The organism is Micromonospora sp. ATLC20, assembly GCF_057196585.1.
Window position 1 is genome coordinate 17,951 of the sequence record NZ_JBXUOV010000002.1, and the last position, 16,901, is coordinate 34,851.

The 16,901-nt window shown below is 73.1% G+C and carries 16 protein-coding genes; 2 read left to right on the forward strand and 14 right to left on the reverse strand.

Annotated features, from left to right (window positions below):
- Nucleotides 1-13 precede the first annotated feature (13 nt).
- The gene (locus AC2CHG_RS00950; protein ID WP_357210063.1) at nucleotides 14-1,396 is read left to right on the forward strand and encodes a hypothetical protein; all 1,383 of its coding nucleotides are present in this window, start codon (nucleotides 14-16) and stop codon (nucleotides 1,394-1,396) included.
- 71 nt (nucleotides 1,397-1,467) lie between these two features.
- Here the strand turns inward: AC2CHG_RS00950 and AC2CHG_RS00955 are convergent, their stop codons facing one another.
- The 9 genes from AC2CHG_RS00955 to AC2CHG_RS00995 are packed head-to-tail and all read right to left on the reverse strand — an operon-like array spanning nucleotide 1,468 to nucleotide 10,157.
- Nucleotides 1,468-2,211 carry a maleate cis-trans isomerase family protein gene (locus tag AC2CHG_RS00955; RefSeq protein WP_484523964.1) on the reverse strand — a complete coding sequence of 248 codons (744 nt, stop codon included), beginning with the start codon at nucleotides 2,209-2,211 and terminating at the stop codon, nucleotides 1,468-1,470.
- Entirely contained in the window at nucleotides 2,208-2,891 is a 684-nt protein-coding gene (locus tag AC2CHG_RS00960; RefSeq protein ID WP_484523965.1) for a hypothetical protein, read from the reverse strand. Before AC2CHG_RS00960 ends, AC2CHG_RS00955 begins: the two co-directional genes overlap by 4 nt.
- Nucleotides 2,888-3,736 carry an SDR family NAD(P)-dependent oxidoreductase gene (locus AC2CHG_RS00965; RefSeq protein WP_377642713.1) on the reverse strand — a complete coding sequence of 283 codons (849 nt, stop codon included), beginning with the start codon at nucleotides 3,734-3,736 and terminating at the stop codon, nucleotides 2,888-2,890. The genes AC2CHG_RS00960 and AC2CHG_RS00965 overlap by 4 nt, the downstream gene beginning before the upstream one ends.
- On the reverse strand, nucleotides 3,733-4,734 hold the full coding sequence (locus tag AC2CHG_RS00970) for a hypothetical protein (RefSeq protein WP_484523966.1): 1,002 nt from the start codon (nucleotides 4,732-4,734) through the stop codon (nucleotides 3,733-3,735). The genes AC2CHG_RS00965 and AC2CHG_RS00970 overlap by 4 nt, the downstream gene beginning before the upstream one ends.
- Entirely contained in the window at nucleotides 4,727-5,449 is a 723-nt protein-coding gene (locus tag AC2CHG_RS00975) for a hypothetical protein (RefSeq protein WP_357210073.1), read from the reverse strand. The genes AC2CHG_RS00970 and AC2CHG_RS00975 overlap by 8 nt, the downstream gene beginning before the upstream one ends.
- The gene (locus AC2CHG_RS00980; RefSeq protein WP_484523967.1) at nucleotides 5,446-6,714 is read right to left on the reverse strand and encodes an aromatic ring-hydroxylating dioxygenase subunit alpha; all 1,269 of its coding nucleotides are present in this window, start codon (nucleotides 6,712-6,714) and stop codon (nucleotides 5,446-5,448) included. Before AC2CHG_RS00980 ends, AC2CHG_RS00975 begins: the two co-directional genes overlap by 4 nt.
- 6 nt (nucleotides 6,715-6,720) lie before the next feature.
- Nucleotides 6,721-7,710, reverse strand: a complete 990-nt coding sequence (locus tag AC2CHG_RS00985; RefSeq protein ID WP_262013757.1) for an alpha/beta hydrolase family protein — start codon at nucleotides 7,708-7,710, stop codon at nucleotides 6,721-6,723.
- Complete coding sequence (locus tag AC2CHG_RS00990) at nucleotides 7,707-8,513, reverse strand: oxidoreductase (RefSeq protein WP_484523968.1); 807 nt, start codon at nucleotides 8,511-8,513, stop codon at nucleotides 7,707-7,709. Before AC2CHG_RS00990 ends, AC2CHG_RS00985 begins: the two co-directional genes overlap by 4 nt.
- A 3-nt stretch (nucleotides 8,514-8,516) precedes the next feature.
- Nucleotides 8,517-10,157, reverse strand: coding sequence for a nitrilase-related carbon-nitrogen hydrolase (locus tag AC2CHG_RS00995; RefSeq protein WP_366624207.1), 1,641 nt, complete (start codon nucleotides 10,155-10,157; stop codon nucleotides 8,517-8,519).
- Between AC2CHG_RS00995 and AC2CHG_RS01000 the strand changes: the two genes are divergently transcribed.
- Nucleotides 10,150-10,512, forward strand: coding sequence for a Dabb family protein (locus AC2CHG_RS01000; protein ID WP_366624209.1), 363 nt, complete (start codon nucleotides 10,150-10,152; stop codon nucleotides 10,510-10,512). The two genes, AC2CHG_RS00995 and AC2CHG_RS01000, sit on opposite strands and share 8 nt — an antisense overlap.
- 29 nt (nucleotides 10,513-10,541) lie before the next feature.
- Here AC2CHG_RS01000 and AC2CHG_RS01005 read toward each other — a convergent pair whose 3' ends face one another.
- From AC2CHG_RS01005 to AC2CHG_RS01025, 5 genes are read right to left on the reverse strand one after another with little or no spacing between them, the layout of a single operon-like run.
- Entirely contained in the window at nucleotides 10,542-12,002 is a 1,461-nt protein-coding gene (locus AC2CHG_RS01005) for an aldehyde dehydrogenase family protein (RefSeq protein ID WP_357210082.1), read from the reverse strand.
- Nucleotides 11,999-13,204 carry an FAD-dependent oxidoreductase gene (locus AC2CHG_RS01010; protein WP_484523969.1) on the reverse strand — a complete coding sequence of 402 codons (1,206 nt, stop codon included), beginning with the start codon at nucleotides 13,202-13,204 and terminating at the stop codon, nucleotides 11,999-12,001. Before AC2CHG_RS01010 ends, AC2CHG_RS01005 begins: the two co-directional genes overlap by 4 nt.
- Nucleotides 13,204-14,127 (reverse strand): isocitrate lyase/PEP mutase family protein, encoded by a 924-nt coding sequence (locus AC2CHG_RS01015; protein WP_484523970.1) that lies wholly within the window; start codon nucleotides 14,125-14,127, stop codon nucleotides 13,204-13,206. The genes AC2CHG_RS01010 and AC2CHG_RS01015 overlap by 1 nt, the downstream gene beginning before the upstream one ends.
- Nucleotides 14,124-15,626: an aldehyde dehydrogenase family protein gene (locus tag AC2CHG_RS01020; protein WP_262013764.1), complete on the reverse strand. Its 1,503-nt coding sequence runs from the start codon at nucleotides 15,624-15,626 to the stop codon at nucleotides 14,124-14,126. Before AC2CHG_RS01020 ends, AC2CHG_RS01015 begins: the two co-directional genes overlap by 4 nt.
- Nucleotides 15,623-16,900 carry an acyl-CoA dehydrogenase family protein gene (locus AC2CHG_RS01025; RefSeq protein WP_262013765.1) on the reverse strand — a complete coding sequence of 426 codons (1,278 nt, stop codon included), beginning with the start codon at nucleotides 16,898-16,900 and terminating at the stop codon, nucleotides 15,623-15,625. The genes AC2CHG_RS01020 and AC2CHG_RS01025 overlap by 4 nt, the downstream gene beginning before the upstream one ends.
- Between the last annotated feature and the right edge of the window lies 1 nt (nucleotide 16,901).

The window sequence follows — 16,901 nt, forward strand, 5'->3', positions numbered from 1 at the left end:
TTATCCCGTCCGGGTGGCAGCGCTCGCGCTCGTCCTGGCGCCGTTGCTGCTGCTACTCGCGATCCCGGCGGCGGCCCCCGCCCGGGCGACGCTGCCGGCCGCGGCGGTCGGCCCCACGGCCGGGACGCTGGGCTGCCGGCTCTACTTCAACGACGCCGGCACCGGCAGCTCGCCGACGGTCTGGCAGGACACCTTCACCCTGACCCAGTCACCGGCCGCGCCGAAGGTCGGCGACACCGTGACCGTCACGCTCACGGCGAAGACCGGCCCCGACAACGGGCCGGTGGGGCTGAACGCCGGTGACGTGCCGGTGAACGTCACGCTGGCCCTGGGTGGCTCCCTCTCCGGCAGCGCGACGCTGCGGATGTCCTCGTACCCGGCGCGGGCCGTCGCCCCGGAAGCGCCGCTCGGCCCGATCACCGCGACCGGCACCTACTTCGCCTCCGCCGCCGGAGCGGCGACGCTCACCGTCGGGCGGGTCACGTTCACCAACGCCTCGGCCACGACGCACTGCTCGGCGGCCGGCGACCGCGACCACAAGGCGGCACCGGCGCCGACCTCCATCGTGGAGAGCTTCACCGTCGGCGGTACCGGCACCGCGACCCCACCGCCGAGCCCGTCCGCCTCCGCAACGCCGTCGCCCTCCGCAAAGCCGTCGTCCTCCGCGAAACCGTCGCTGTCGCTCCCGCCGTCGGCGACGGACGACCCGCCGACGGCAACCGACGAGGTCGACACGCCCGCCCAGCCGTTCGGCCCGAAGAGCGTGAAGCTGAACTGCAAGACGCTGAGCAGCCTCTCGTCGTGGACCGCCACGCACACGCTGAGCATGTCGCCCAGCAACCCTGGGCGGGGCGCCAAGGTGACGGTGCGCCTGAAGTTCTCGGCCGGCCCGAAGAGCGGACCGGTGCCGGTCGGTGCCGGCGATCTGGTGCCCAAGGCGACCGTCAAGGTCGGCGGGGTGGGCAGCGGTACGGTCAACCTCCAAGGCCCGGCGTACGGCGCGATCGACGCCAACGCCGTCCTGCCCGGCGCGACGCTGACCGGGACCTACACCACCTCGCAGGCAGGGCTGGTGTCGCTGACGGTCACCAACATCGTCTTCGACCACCCGCAGGTCGACACCGAGTGCAACGCGGGCGCGGACCCGGTGACCGGCCCGGCGGCGACGTCGATCGTCGCCAAGTTCACGGTGAAGTCGCGGGCCGCGACCGGTGACGAGGGCGAAGGCGGCGGCGGTGGCAATGGCGATGGCGGTGGCAATGGCGATGGGTCGCTGCCGAACACGGGCGAGGGGGGCGTGACGGCGCTGCTGCTGCTCTGGTCCAGCGCCGTGCTCCTGCTCGGTGTCGGCCTGGTCGTGGTGCTGCCGAGGCGTCGCGGAATCCCGCGGAGCTGAGCCGGCGAACGGCGCGGGCCGGGGATTCCTCCCCGGCCCGCACCGCTGGCGTGTTGCCGGCAGCTCCGGTGTCAGTGCTCGCGCAGCAGGGAACCGGCGCCGTACACCTTGTCGGTGATCCCGTTCTCGCGCAGCGCCATCCACCAGGTCGCCGCGTTGATGGCGATCACCGGCTTACCGAGCCAGCGTTCCGCCTCGTCGGCCAGCCCGACCATCGACAGGTTGGTGCCGCACTGGACCAGGGCGTCGACGTCCGGGCCGTCCACGGCCAGCAGCGCCCGGCGCAACTCGTCCTCCGGGACGTGGGCGATGGAGACCGCGGTCGGGCACTTGAGACCCTCGATCGCGACCACCTCGAAGCCGATCTCGGAGAAGAACTGCTCGACGTTCGTGTCGCCGATCGGTTGGTACGGCGTCACCACGCCGATCCGGCGGGCGCCGTGGAGGCGCAGTGCCCGCTCACACGCCTCCGCGCCGGTCGCCACCTCCAGCCCGGTGATCGCCTTGATCTGGGCGACGAACTGCCGGTTGCCCTCGACGCCGCCCCAGAACGTCTCGGCGGACATGCCCATCACCATGTAGTCGGGCTCGCAGGTCAGCACCCGCTCGCAGGCCCCGCCGATCTCGTCGCGGATCTGGGTCAGGAGGTTCTCGAAGTTGCCGTCGCTGGAGAGGTCCTGGTCGCGGATGTGGATCCGGGAGAAGTGCGCGGTCACACCGGGCACTGTCATCCGGTAGAAGTCCGGCTCCACGATGGTGTTCGTCGACGGGGCGATGACGCCGAACTTGCGGCGCCAGCCGAGCGCGTCGGTCATGAGCGGACAACTCCTTCCTGGGCGGGGGTCGGGTGGGACGTGGTCGAGGCCCGGTGGTGCGCGCGCACGGTCAGCCACGCCGCGGCCAGCAGCGCCGCCTGGCCGAGGGTGTTGGTGCCCTGCTCGACCCACTGCATGGCCAGGGTTTCGTGATCGGGATGGTTGCGCAGCGGCACCAGCAGCAGCACGCAGGCCAGCCCGGCGACGTAGAGCGTCACCGCGGTCCAGGCGCGCCGCCGGCCGGCGATGATCGCGGCCAGGACGCTGATGGTGGTCACGCCCGTGGTCGCGAGGGCGAAGACGGGGGCGAAGACGGCGTACGCGGCGGCCACGCCGGCGGTCACGGCCAGCACGGCGGCGAACGGCCACCACGGCAGGCTGCGCCCGCGCAATGCGCTCGCCAGGCCCCAGATCAGCCCGACCGCGCCGAGCGCCATCAGCGGAAACAGCGCCGCCTCCAGCCAGGGCAGGTCGATCGAGAACCCGGCCAGCAGCAGCTTCCAGGTCGACTTGGCCAGGCCGCCGAGGCCGATGAGGACGGCGCTGACGTGGGCGACCGGGCCCACCCGCGGCACGACCCGAGCGGAGAGCCCGGCGAGGATCCAGAACCCGACCAGCGCCAGACCGGTCGGCACGAAGTCCTCCAGCGCGAGGACGACGGTGTAGTCGCTGCCGTTCACGACAGGTGCTCGCGCCGGGTCACCGCGGGGACGCCGACGGAGTCGCCGAAGAGGTCGCGCTTGCGGAAGCCGGCGACGGCGAACCGAGCGGCGGCCTTGCGGCTGGTCAGCCAGGCGGCCCGGCTGCCGTTGCGGCCCCCGGCGAGGACCCGGTCGGCCAGCCACGGGGTGACTGTCTCGACCCGGTCACCGAGGATGTTGAAGATCTTTTTGGCCTTCGCCAGTTCGTCCGGCGGGTAGTCGTGAGTGAGCAGGTCGGTCACGACGATGCCGGGGGAGAGGTGGTGCACGGTGACCCTGTCGGCGACCCCGGCTGCGGCGAGTTCCTTGGCCAGCCCGTCGGTCAGGTAGGTGACCGCGCGCTTCGATGCCCCGTACCCGGTCAGCCCCGGCCGGGCCTGGCCGTTGGAACCGAAGCCCTCCATGTTCCACAGCGCGCCGCGGCCCTGCTCGATCATCGCGGCGAGCACCACCGCGCTGGCCCGGGCCACCCCGCCGAGGTTCGCCGCGAGCACTCCGTCCAGCTCTGCCGGCGGCAGCTCCCACAGTGGGCGGCGGGCATGGTTCGTGCCCGCATTGTTGATCCAGATGTCGACCCCGCCGAACGCCTCGGCGGCCGTCGACCAGAGCACTGACACGTCGGCGCGGTCGGTGACGTCCGCACGTACCCCGAGCACCTCGGCTCCGGCCGGCACCGAGGCTTCGGAACGCAGTGTGGCAAGCGCCGTTGCCACCGACTCCGCGCTGCGTCCGCAGAACGCGACCCGGGCGCCGCGGGCCAGCAGCGCGCGTACCAGGCCGGCACCGATCCCGCGGGTGCCGCCGGTCACCACCACCGCGGTCATCCGGCTGCCTCCCAGGCGAGCAGGCCGTGCAGGACGCTGTCCAGCACGTTGCCCCGGAACAGCTCGTACACCACGGCGAGGCGCCCGCCGGCGGACATGCCCGGTTCGGCGTCGATGGCGAACTCGCGTCCCTTGACCTTCCACACGTCGCCGCCGTCGGCGTGGAAGTGCCAGGACGGGTAGCTGGCGCGGCCGAAGCCCTGCGCGTTGCCCCAGGCGTCGGGGCCCTCGAAGAACAGCCGGTCGCCGTCGCGGCGCTGCTCGACCATGTACCGCCGGTCCAGGCCGGCGCCGGTCCAGTGCACGACCCGGCGGGTGCGGAGCAGGTCGATCGGCTCCAGACCGAGGCGCACCGCGACCGTGCCGCGCAGCTGCTGGTCGGCGCCCCACAGCTCGCAGCTACCGGTGAACGCGCCGGCCTGCTTGGTCGGCAGGATGTACGGCACCGGCCCGCGCCGCTCTTCGGCGGACAGGAACCGCGTCACCCGCTCCCGGGTGTCCGGGTTGGTGTCGTGGTCGAAGCTTCGCGTGTAGACGCCGTTGAAGCAGCCCACCACAGCCCAGCCCTGGTAGAGCATCGACGAGTAGACCTGGGTCTGGCCGTCGGGCAGCACCTGGTTCCAGGTGTTCAGGTCCACCTGCCAGCCGGGGCCGTAGTAGTGGGCGTCCACGAAGGACCCGTACGGCTGGCCCGTGCCGAAGAAGTCGGGGCCGGTGTAAACCCGATCGGCGTCGGAGTCGATCACTCTGAAGGCGAACGGCGCGCCCAGCCGGTAGCGCCCGGCCAACTCGCCCCCGCCGACCAGCCCGCCGTCCATGAAATACGTGGTGACGCCGTCGGAGAAGACCGACGAGCGGCGGATGTCCTCGAAGCCCTGCCAGACGCCGGTCGCGGTGAACAGCGACGGCCTGCCGTGCCACTCGCCGGCGATCCGCTGCTGCCACTCGCTCGGTTCGGAGTCCGCCGCTACGGTTGTCGGTGCGGTGGGCTCACTCATTGCCGATCAGCTCCGCTCGGATCCGGTCGGTCGCCGGCTCGCCGATCAGCCGGGTGACCCGGGCCCAGACCGGGTCGACGTCGGGGCTGAACAGGTTGACCCGTACGGCGGTGTCCCGGGCGGCCAGGTCGGTGTCGGCCAATCCGGCCACGACGTCGGCCGGCAGGCCGTCGGTCACCAGCGCGGACCAGTGCTCGGCGTACGCGGAGACGGCGGCTCCGATCTTCCGGAACGACTCCTCGGTGGCCCGGCCGACCAGCATCCACGGCGACATCAGCGCGCACTGGCGGGGCCCGATGTCGGCCCGGCTCAGCCCGTCCATCGCGCTGGCCTCGGTGAAGACCGCGGTGAGCGGCTGGTACGCCGCGTCCAGGTAGGGCAGGTGGCTGCTCAGCTCGGCCCGGGGGATCAGGTCGAGGTGATAGGCGTAGTAGTCGCCGCCGTACACCGAGTCCAGGGTGAAGTGCGGGACCGCGCTGTCGGCGGCGGTGAAGGCGAAGACCATGTGGCTGTCGAGGCGGATCATCGGGACGACCAGCCCGACGTAGACCACCTTGGCCACCGGCTGGCCCGGTGCGCCCCGCCAGACCCGCAGCGCACCCACCGGGTCGGGCGACATCGGGCTGCTCAGCGGCTCGTCGATGACCGCGGTGAGCGGGTGCCGGGCGGTCAGGTGGGCCACCGCGTTCTCGCAGAGTTCCAGCGGGAGACTCATGCCTGCTCCTTCGTCGTCGTCGCGCTGCTGGTGGGGTTCGCCTGCGCCTCGGCTCCTGCGGCGGCGTCGGCGCCCTCCTCCTCGGTGATGCGTCTGAGCCCGGTCCGCTGCGCCTCCGCCACGGTCGGGTGGTCGCCCTTGGCCTTGTGCACCCAGGCGCGGGCGAGTTCCGGGTTCTCCCGGCGGGCCGGCGACGGGATGACGGTCGCCTCCCGCCGTGGCACGTCGCCCGTGATCCGGTCGGCGTCGGAGAGCATCCAGCCCTGCTCGGCCAGTTCCTGTCGGCGTCGCCGGTAGTGCACCGCGATGAGGTCGCTCTTGACGTGCAGCTCCGCGCCGAGGTCGAACGGGAGCAACTCGGGGCGGACGTTGTTCACCACCTCGGCGTCCTGGTAGAAGATCTTGAGGACGCGCTGCACCGCGTTGCGGTTGGCCCAGGCCCCGGTGAAGAAGGTGCGCAGGGCGACCCACTTGACCAGGGTGGTCGTCTCGTCGATCGGGATGTTGGTGTCGTAGATGATCAGGTCGCCGATCGACAGCCGGACGTGCAGCTTGATCATGTTAGGCAGCATCCAGCCGGCCGAGGTGACCACCGGCGGGCGGTTGGCCAGGTCCGCGTTGTTGCGGCTGATCAACGACCAGAGGCCCTTCGAGCGCGGTGGGTGCAGGCTGACCGTGGCGTACGCCGACCACTCGTCGCGCACCTCGACCTCGTACTCGGGAACCTCGGGCTTCTCCCGGTTGCCGAACACGCTGCCGTGCACGAAGGGTGCGTGTGCGATGTCGCAGCCGTTCTCGAGGATCCGTTCGTAGTTGGCCTTCCACAGGAACTCGCCGGTCACCGCGCGGAACTTCCCGCCGTTCTCCACCAGGTTGTCGAACTCCGGCCAGAGGGGGATCGGTGGCCGCTCGGCCTCGGGCAGGTCACCCATGAAGACCCAGACGAAGCCGTAGCGCTCCTGCACGGGGTACGAGTCGACCCGGGCCTTGGTGGGGATGCCCCGGCCGGGCTGATTCGCCGGGATCTTCGTGCATGCTCCGCCCGGCTCGAACTGCCATCCGTGGTACGGGCAGACGATGTTGTCGCCGGCCGTCCAGCCGCCGGAAAGCGCCGCGCCCCGATGCACGCACAGGTCGGACAGGGCTACCACGCGTCCGCTCGGGGTGCGGTAGAGAGCCAGGTACTGGCCGAGCACGGTGATCCGGGCCGGCTTGGTGGTGACCCGGTCGGAGAACTCGACCGCGTACCAGAAGTTCTTGAGCATGGTGGCTTACCTCCGACGGAACGAGGCGATCGAAGAGGTGGTGTCGAGCTTTGCCAGCAACCGGTCGAAGCCGTCGGCCGGTTCGCCGCGAAGGTGGACGGCGAGGAACCCGGACAGCAGGTCGACCACGAGCGCACGGGTGCTTTCCGGGTCGGCGGTCGCCTCCTCGTCGAGGAAGGCGCGCGCCGAGGTGGGGTCGAGCGGGTGCACGATGCCGAAGTGGTTGGCACCGGCCAGCCGCACCAGCAGGTTGGTGCCGCCCGCGTCGGGCAGCGCCTCGTCGAAGGTGCGGGTGATCGGGTCGGCGCGGGTGGCCGCGTCCTCGCCGTACCGGTCGGCTGAGCCGTTGATCACGCCGTCGTTGGTGCCGGCGAGCAGCATGACCGGGCTGTTCACCTGGGCCGGCAGCACGGTGCCGGCCGGCCAGCCGAGCATGGTCGCCACCATGGTGTGCGCCCCGTAGGTGGCCACCGCGCGGACCTCGGGCAGGAAGCGCGCCGACTGCAGCGCCACCGTGCCGCCGGCCGAGTGACCCACCAGCGCCACCCGGTCGAGGTCGAGCAACCCGTCGAGCGGCCCGGTGAGCTGCGCCAGCGAGTCGAGCACCGGGCGCAGCGACGGGCTGGTCGGTCGGCTGCCGTAGCCCTCCGGCCGGGCCGCGTCCAGGTCGACGCCGGGAGTGATCCCGTGCAGGCCGGCGAAGAGCACTCCGACCCAGTCGTAGGTCACCGCGACGACGCCCCGGGCGGCCAGCTCCACCGCCAGCCAGCGGTAGGCGTCCTGCCCGACGTTGACGCCGGAGACCAGCAGGACCACCGGGTACGGCGCCCCGGCCGGGTCGGCCGCCAGCACCCCGCTGAGCCGCTCGGCGTCCGAGCCGGTGGGCCGCGCCGGGTAGTAGACCCGCAGGTGCGCGGTGTCGAACGGCGCCGGCGCGCCGGGGACGCGTACGGCCCACCAGACCGACCGGACACCGCCTTCCTGCGCACCGCTCATGCCGACGGCCGGGGGAGTTCGCGGTCGCCGCCCCAGAGCGCGCGGACGAGCCGGTTGGTGGTCTCCTCGCCGAAGTAGCGCACGCCCATCACGTTCGCCGGGTCGCGGTCGGCGATGTTGCGGCGGATCCGCAGATCGGTCTCGGCGAGCGCGGCCCGCTCCTCGGCCGGCACCGGCTCGGCCTCGTCGACCCAGCGCAGCCAGCGGTCGACGTGGGCGTGGGTCACCTGGCTGACCTTCTCGATGTTCTCCGGGCTGCGGTCGAAGGAGTAGCAGTACGCCGTCGGCGACAGGCTGGCCCGGATGAACCCGGCCCGGCTGACGAAGTAGTCGAACGCCGGGTCGGCGCGCAGTTGCAGCCACTCATCGTTGACCGGCTCGTAGTACTTGTCGTAGTAGTCGCCGTGCTCGACCATGTTGACCCGGTGCACCGAGTCGACGTAGAACCAGCCGCCGGGCCAGACCAGCAGGGCCAACCCCAGGTGCGGCACCCTGACCTGCGGGCCCAGCCAGCACGTCAGGTGCAGGTTGGCGAAGCTGGCCGCGGGGTTGCCCAACCAGGAGCGCACGAGCCAGTCGACCTCGGGCCCGGTGTACGCGGCGAGCGAGCCGCCCGGTCCGTTCGGGTAGTCCCCGTAGTGCTCCAGCGGCTCGGTGGACGGGTCGCGGGTCAGCTCGAACCGTGCGTCGATCTTGGCCTTCAGCTCGTCCAGGAGTATCTGGTAGCGGTGGAACGTCTCGTGGACGTCGACCGTGGGGGAGTCGTCGAGCATGTCCTCGACGGGTTTCAACGTGTCGGCCACGGGTCAGCGCCTTTCGGTGAGGGCCTGGACGAGCCGCCACGGGCGGCCGTCGACGAGGTCGGTTCGGCGGGAGACGAGCCGGTTCGCCGCCTGCGCCGGGGTCACCACGGCATGCGTGACGGGCCGGTCCGCGGCGATGTCGGTGCGCAGCGGGCTGCTGATCCGGCCGGTGAACGGTCCGGCCCAGGTGGTCCAGAGGGTGAAGTCGGCGCTGAGGGCGAAGACCGCGGCGCCCGTGCCGAGGCGCCCGGCGGCGATCACGTTGAGCCGGTTCTCCGCGGCCCGCTCGGGCAGGCCCAGCGCCAGTTCCCAGGGCTCGCGCGGGGTGAACGGCACGGCGACCACATCGGCGTCGGCGAGCGCGGCGAGCCGGAACGTCTCCGGGAAGATCGCGTCGTCGCCCACCACGATCGCCAGCCGCCCCCAGGGCAGGTCGAAGGTGCGCAGCGCGCCGCCGGGCCGCACGGCGTCGCGGGCCGCGCCGGCCCGATGCAGTTGTGGCTGCTCGCCGACCACGCCATCCGGGCCGATGAGAAGCCCGACCGGACCGTCGGGGCCGAGAGCGGTGGCCACGGCGTACCCGTCGGTGCCGCGCAGCGCCGGTGCCAGCGCCGTGGCCACCTCGGCCGGCCCGACGTGCGCGCCGAGGGCGTTCTCCGCGAGCACGGCGAGCAGCGCGCCCTCGGCGACCGCCTTACCGAGCAGGTCGGCCGCCTGGCCCGGGTCCCGCGGCCGGACCACGGCGACCGGCAGGCTCGGTACGCCGGGCGGCCGGCGGCGACCGGCCGGTGCGTCCCCGAGTGGGCCGTAGAGTTCCGGTCGGCGGGCCGCGAGGATGTCGCTGCCGTCCGGGCGGTGCTTGTCGTCGGCGCGCTCGACAGCGATGTCGGCGATGACGACGGCCTCACCGGTGCGCGGGCCCCTGGCCACCACCGTGCCGTCCGGCGCGACGATCTGCGACTCGCCGGCCCCGTGCAGCCACTGCTCCGGCACGCCCAGGCCGCGGCTCATGGCCGGCAGGTGCTCGGCGGGCAGCAGCGGGCCGACCTTGTTGGCGGCGATCACCCAGACCCGGTTCTCCGCGGCCCGCACCGGAATGTGCAGCGCGGCCTCATCGGTGGCGAACGAGTTCAGGCTGTTGAGCAGCACCTGCGCGCCGCGCAGCGCGAGCCCGCGGGTGGTCTCGGGAATGACGCCCTCCATGCAGGCGTACATGCCGAGCCGGCCGAGCGGGGTGTCGAGCACCGGTCCGACCCCGGTCGCGGGGTCGAGGTGGTCGTTCTCGGCGCCCATCAGGACCTGCTTGTCGCAGCTGCCGAGCAACGCCCCGTCCGGGCCGAAGAGGAAGTTGGTGCCGCCGGTGCGCCCGTCGGGGTAGGCGTGCGTGACGTTGATTTTCAGGTGCACCCGATGCTCGGCGGCGCTCGCGGAGATCGCGGTGAGGAAATCGTCGCCCGGCCGGGTGGCCAGGGCGTGTGCCTGGGCGCGATCGGTGTACCAGGCCAGGTGGTTGCAGAACTCGGGCAGCACCACGAGTTGTGCGCCCTGTCGGGCGGCGTCGGCGACCAGGCGCAGGCAGGTGGCCAGGTTGGCCTCGATGTCCTGGCCGGCTTCGAACTGTACGGCGGCAACCCTGATGGTCATTCCCGCTCCGGTTCCCCTGGCGAAACGCTGTTTCCAGAACATACACTCGGGCGACGCCGGGGAACAGGGGGACGAACAGGTGTTTACGCACGTGGTTCTGATGAAGTTCGCCGATGTGGCCGATGCTGCCAAGGCGAAGTCACTGCTGGAAGGTCTGGCCAGCACAATTGATGAGATCGCGACGCTGACCGTCGCCCTGGACACGCTGCGGACCCCGGTCTCCTACGACCTGTGCATGATCAGCACACACACCGACGCGGACGCGTTGCGCGCCTACCAGGCCCACCCCGCCCACCTGGAGGTGGCGGGCTGGCTCAAGCCGCGCCTCGCGGCCCGCGTCGTCGTCGACTACTGACGGCAGTGCTGGACCGACGCGGCCCGGCCTCAGCCCGGGTACGCGTTGGCGGGTAGCCCGGCGCCACCGGGCCGGAACGGGCCGGGCGCGTGCACGACGCAGGTCTGCGCGTACTCGGCCAGCCCCTCCTCGGCGTACTCACGGCCGTAGCCGGAGCGCTTCACCCCACCGAACGGCGCCCGCAGCGACAGCCCGGTGCGGTTGTGCGTGTTGACGAAGACGAAGCCCGCCTCGACCCGACGGGCCAGCGCGAACGCCCGCTCCTCGTCGGCCGACCAGACCGAACCGCCAAGGCCCAGCTCGTCGGCGTTGACCCGGGCCAGCAGTTCCTCGTCGTCGTCGTAGAGCAGCAGCGGCACCGTCGGCCCGAACTGCTCCCCGGTGATCACCTCGGCGTCGTCCGGTGCGTCCAGCACGAGCGTCGGGGCCACGAAGTACCCGCCGGCCAGGTCGGTGCCACCGTCGACAGTGCCCAGCGGCAGCGCCGTGGCACCCCGGGCGACGGCCGCCGCGACGATCCGCTCGATCCGGGCGACGGCACCGGCCGAGATGACCGGGCCCATGCTCACCCCCGGCGTGAGCGCGTCACCGACGCGCAGCACCTCCGCCGCGGCGGCCCGGTACGCCGCCACGAACTCGTCGCGGCGGCCGCGGTGTACATACAGGCGCTTGGCAGCCATGCACACCTGGCCGCTGGTGGCGAAACTCGCCAGGACCAGCCGGCGCATCGGCTCGGTGCCCAGGTCGGCGTCCGGCAGGAAGATCGCCGCGTCGTTGCCGCCCAGCTCCAGCACTACCGGTGTGGTCTGGGTGGCCGCGGTCGCCGCCACCTGCCGGGCCGCCACGCCGCCGCCGGTGAACGCCACCTTGCGCACCAGTGGGTGTCCGACCAACGCCGCACCGGCGGCGGCGTCGCCGTGGACGACCGCCAGCGTCCCGTCGGGCAGCGCCCCGGCGAGCAGGCGCAGCACCTCCGAGACCGCCAGCGGGGCCAGCGGCGAGGGCTTGACCACCACCGCGTTGCCGGCGGCGAGGGCCGGGGCCACCTTGAGCAGGGTGAGGATGATCGGCGCATTCCACGGGGTGATCGCGGCGACCACACCGTAGGGCCGGGGCAGCCGCAGCAGCCGACCGGCCGCGTCGTCGATCTCCCGATCCGCGTACGCCGCCGGGGCGTGCTCGATGACCCAGCGCAGGTACGTGCCGGCGAACCCGACCTCGCCGCGGCAGTCGGCGAGCACCTTGCCCGACTCCCGGGCCAGCAGCCCGGCCAGCGGTTCGAGCCGCCCGGCGATCGCGTCGGCGCCGGCGGCCAGCGCGGCGAGCCGCCGCGCGATGCCGGTGGCCGCCCAGCCCCGCTGCGCGGCGTCGGCCCGGCGGACCAGGACGTCCACCCGCTCAGGCCCGCTCACACCGACCGTGCCGACCAGCTCGGTGACCCTGGACGGGTTGACCCGCTCGATCACCGGGCCGCCGCCGGGTGCCGTCATGCCCGTACCACCGGCTGTCCGGTGTCGGGGCGCAGCGAGGCGATCATGGAGCTGCGCAGCAGATACGCGCGGGCCGCCTTCGGATCCTCGGCCAGCGCGCGCAGACCGGCCAGATGCGCGGACCGTAACTGTGGATCGGTGGCCCGCATCCGGCGGTAGTTCTGGTCGGAGACCTCCTGCACGTAGGTCAGTGCGATCCGGCGCCGCTCGTCGGCCACCGCCGTCACCGCCCGGTCCAGCTCCCCACCGTCCGGTGCCGGGCTGCCCGAGGCCAGCACCTGCGCGTAGGCGACCGCGTCGTGGATGCCCGAGTTCATGCCCAGCCCACCGAGCGGGTTGTTGACGTGCGCGGCGTCGCCGGCCAGCAGCACCCGCCCCTGCCGGAACGTCGCGGCGACCCGCTGGTGCACCCGGTACAAACTGGCGTGCGCCACCCGCCACGGCCGGCCCGGATCGGCGATCGCCCGCAGCCGCCGGTCGAGCCGGCCCAGCTCGTGCGCGTCAGGGGTGTCCTCGGGGGTGGGCAGCAGCACCCGCCAGTGGTCCGGCGTGCGCAGCAGCACCGACCACTCGACCGGGTCGAAGACGTAGTTGACGTACGCCAGCGGGCCGAGCAGAACTGGCAGGTCCTCGTCGGTGGAGGCCACCAGGAACCGTTCGGGGTAAGTGATCCCGTCGAACGGCAACTCCAGCGCCCGCCGTACCGCCGAACTGGCGCCGTCGGCCGCGATCAGCCAGTCGCCGGCCACCTCCCGGCCGTCCTCGGCGACCGCGACCACACCGCCGTCGGCCTGATCCGCGGCCTGTCGTACCGAGCCGACCGGCCAACCGAAGCGGACCCGGGCCGTCGGTTGCCCGGCCAGGTGCGCCAGCAGGATCACGCACAGCTTCGACTGCTCGCACTGCACCCGGTACGGGTACGGGGTGTCCTCGGCGAGCACCGAGAGGTCCAGCTCCGCGATCAGTCCCTCCCGGCGATCCCGGTAGGCGAACGTCGGCGCCACCAGCCCGCGCGCCAACAGGTCCGCGCCGACCCCCAACGCCTCCAGCATCTCCAGCGTCGGCGGGTGGAACGTGGAGGCACGGGACTCGGCGGCGAGGGCGTCACCGGCCTCCAGCACGGTCACCTCGCAGCCCCGGCGGGCCAGCGCGAGCGCCGCGGTCAGCCCGACCGGCCCCGCTCCGGCGATCAGTACGTGCATCAGGCGTACCTCCGATCGAGAGTCAGCGCATCGTCCTGGCCGACCAGCGCGGTGAACGACGACCAGGCGAGCCGGGGCACCGCGCCGGCGTGACCGTCCCGGCCGATCGCGGCGTAGGCGGCGGCAGCCGCGCGCAGCGCGGCCAGCATCGGCGCGACCGGGTGCAGCACGACCCGGACCCCGAGCGCGCCGAGCGCGTCGTCGGGTGGGAAGGCGCGCACACCAGCCGCCTCCGAGCGATTCACCACCAGGGGTACGCCGGGCAGCGCGGTACGCACCGCCGCCAACTCCTCGGCGGTGTCCACACCCTCCAGGAAGACCGCGTCGGCGCCGGCGTCGGCGAACCGGCCGGCCCGCTCGATCGCCTCGTCGAGGCCGGCCACCGAGTAGGCGTCGGTGCGGCCGATCAGCACCAGGCCGGTGCCCGCCTCGGCGATCGCCCGGATCTTCGCCGTCGCACCCGCGATGTCCAACAGCTCCTTGCCGGCCAGGTGGCCGCAGCGCTTCGGGCTGACCTGGTCCTCCAGGTGCAGCCCGGCGGCGCCGGCCGCCGCGTACCGCTGGGCGGTCCAGATCGCGTGCAGCGGATTGCCGTAGCCGGTGTCCGCGTCGGCGATCAGCGGCACGCCGGCCAGCGCCGGGACCAGCCGCGCGGCCCGCTCCGCGACGTGTGTGCCGTGCAGGTATCCCAGGTCGGGAAGGCCCAGCTCGACCGCGGCGCAGACCGCACCGGACAGGTGCACGACGTGGTGCCCGGCCTCGGCGGCCAGCGCGGCGGTGAGCGGGTCGTGTACGCCGGGGGCGTGCACCGGCGAGGCGCCGCCCAGCAGCGCCCGCAGCACGTCGGCCGGGCGTGCGGTCGCCGCGCCGCCGGCCGTGATCGAGGGCGAAGCCTGCGCCGGGGCGGTCTCGCCCCGGGTCATGACCGGCCGTGCAGCGCGAAGCCGCCCTCGACGCCGACGACCCGAGGGTTGGTGAAGAACCGCAGGGTCTCGGCGGTGCCCTCCTCGCCGTACCCGGACAGCCCGAACGCCGGGCGCGGGCTGAACAGGTGCAGGCTGAGCACCGAGGAGCCGTTGACCTTGACCTCACCGGCCCGGATCCGGCGGGCCACGGCCAGCGCGGCCTCCTCGTCCGCGCCGAGCACGTACGCCTCCAGCCCGTACGACGTGCCGTTGGCCAGCGCCACCGCCTCGTCGACGGTGGCGTACGGGTGCACCGCTGCCACGGGCCCGAAGATCTCGTCGCCGGTGTGCGCGGCGGCGACGCCGGTGACCAGCGTCGGGGCGAGGAAGTTCCCGCCGGCCAGCGGCCCGGCCGCCGGCAGCGTGGTGCCGGTTACCGCGGTTCCGCCGTGGGCCAGCAGGTCGTCGCGGGCGGCCACCACCCGGGCCAGGTGCCGGGAGTGCACCAGCGGACCGAGGTCGGTCGCGGGGTCCAACGGCGCGCCGGCGACCAGGCCGGCGAGCCGGTCGGCGATCGCGGCGACGATCTCGTCGTGCCGGTCGGCGGGCACGATCAGCCGACCCAGCGCCCGGCACCACTGCCCGTTGAGGGTGCTGAGCAGGTCGACCGCGGCCCGGGCGACATCGGCGACGTCGGCGTCGGGGAGCACGACCAGCGGGTTGTTGCCGCCGAGCTCGAGCTGCACCGGCTTGATGTCGTAGGCGCAGGCCGCCGCGACCGCCCGCCCGGCGGCGAGCCCGCCGGTGAAGGAGACCGCCCGGATCCGGGGATCGCCGACCAGGGCCGCACCGGCCTCGGCCCCGCCGTGCACGAGCTGGAACACCCCGGCCGGCACGCCGGAGGCGGCGAGCGTGGCCCCGACGACGGCGGCGAGCCGTTGGCTGCCGTGCGGGGCGTACTCGCTGGGCTTGAGGATCGTGGGGCAGCCGGCGGCGAGCGCGTTCGCGACCTTGTGCGCGGCCATCGGCGCGGGCGCGTTCCACGGCGCCACACAGGCGGCCGGACCCCAGGGCAGTCGTTCGGCGTACGCGATCCGGCCGTCCTCGCGCTGGAACTCCTGGCTCTGCGGGCCCTGCCGCAGTTGGGCGGCGGCCAGCCGGAACGAGCCGCCGAGGATCACGCCCAGCGGTGTGGTCTGCCGGATCGGCACGCCGGTGGTCGCCGCCTCCAGCGCGCAGATCTCGGCCGCGACGCCCTCGACCGCATCGGCGACGGCGTCCAGTACGTCGGCGCGATCAGGGGCCGGTAGCGCGGCCCAGCTCCCGGCCTCGTGCGCCGCCGACGCGGCGGCGACGGCGGCCTCGATCCGGTGCGGCGGCGTGCCGGCAGCCGGTCGCCGCACCGCCCCGGTCGCCGGATCCTCCAGGTCGAATCCGAGCGGTGTGTCGCTGGGTGTCCAGACCTCGTCGACCAGGTCGGCGAGATCGGGCAGGTCCGGTTGGTGGGGCCCGGTCACCCGGCCACCGCCGCGAACAGGTTGTTGGACCGGTTGCTGGTGACCATGCCGGCCGCCTCCAACCGGCCGCGCTCCGGCGGGAACGTCATCACCAGCCCCATCGCCAGGTCGCGAAGCGCCCGGCCGACGGGCCCGTTCATGGTGGCACTCGACGTGCCGCACGCCTTGAGCGCGCCGACCGCCACGTCGAAGCACGCCTCGCAGATCGAGCCCTTGGCCAACCGCCACTGCTGGTAGACCTCGGCGTGCGGGTGCAGCGGTGGCTCGCTGGTCTCCAGCAGCAACTGGCGGCGCAGCCAGAGGTACGCCGTCTCCAGCCGTTCGGTCATATTGCCGATGATCACCTGGTGCATGGGGCTCTCCGCGATCGGCCGGCCGGTGTCGGCGAAGGTCTTCTCGGTGAGCCTGGTCAGCGTGTCGTCGTAGACACTCTGCGCCGCGCCCACGTAGACCGCCGTGATGGCCAGCTGGTTGCCGACGAAGCTGCCCCGGCTGCACTGCAACATCTTCACGAACGCGCCGGGCACGGTGAGCGCCTCGTCGGCCGGGATGAAGACGTCGTCGAGCCGGATGCCGTGGTTGGCCGAGCCGCGCATGCCGATGCCGTCCCAGCTCGGCCGTGAGGCGACCCCTGCGGCATCCCGGGGCACGAGGAACAGTGCCAGCCCGTCCGCTGTCTCGTGCCCGGCGAGCCGGGCGGTGACCAGGTAGGTGTCGGCGACGCCGGTGGCGCAGCCGAACGACTTCTCGCCGCTGAGCGACCAGCCGTCGACGCCGTCGCGACTGGCCGGGGTGGCGGTGGTGGAGATGGCGATGTTGGCCGACGAGCTCTTCACCGCCTCGCTGGCGAAGTTGGCCAGCCACACCCCACCGGCCATCCGGGTCAGCACCTTCTCGGCGAAGGCCCGCACGGCGGGGACGTCGTCGTCGTCGAAGAGGCCGCGTTCGATCGCCTCCAGCGGCAGCAGGCCCCGGGAGGCGCTGGTGTTGTGGAAGAAGAAGGCCAACGCCGTCGACGGGCACGCGCTGCCCATCGCGAAGGTGGCGGCGGCGAGGTCGCGCAGGCCGCCGCCGAGGCCGCCGTACTCCTGCGGAACCACCAGGCCGAGCAGCCCGGCATCGCGCAGCAGCGCGACGTGCGCGGCGGGGAACACCCCGTCGGCGTCGGCCTGCGCGGCGGCGGCCCGCAGCGCGGGCAGCACCTTCTCCACCCGGGCCGCACGATCCTGCTCGGCCGGGGTGAGGTCGTCGATGAGCCGTCCGCCGGTGGACATG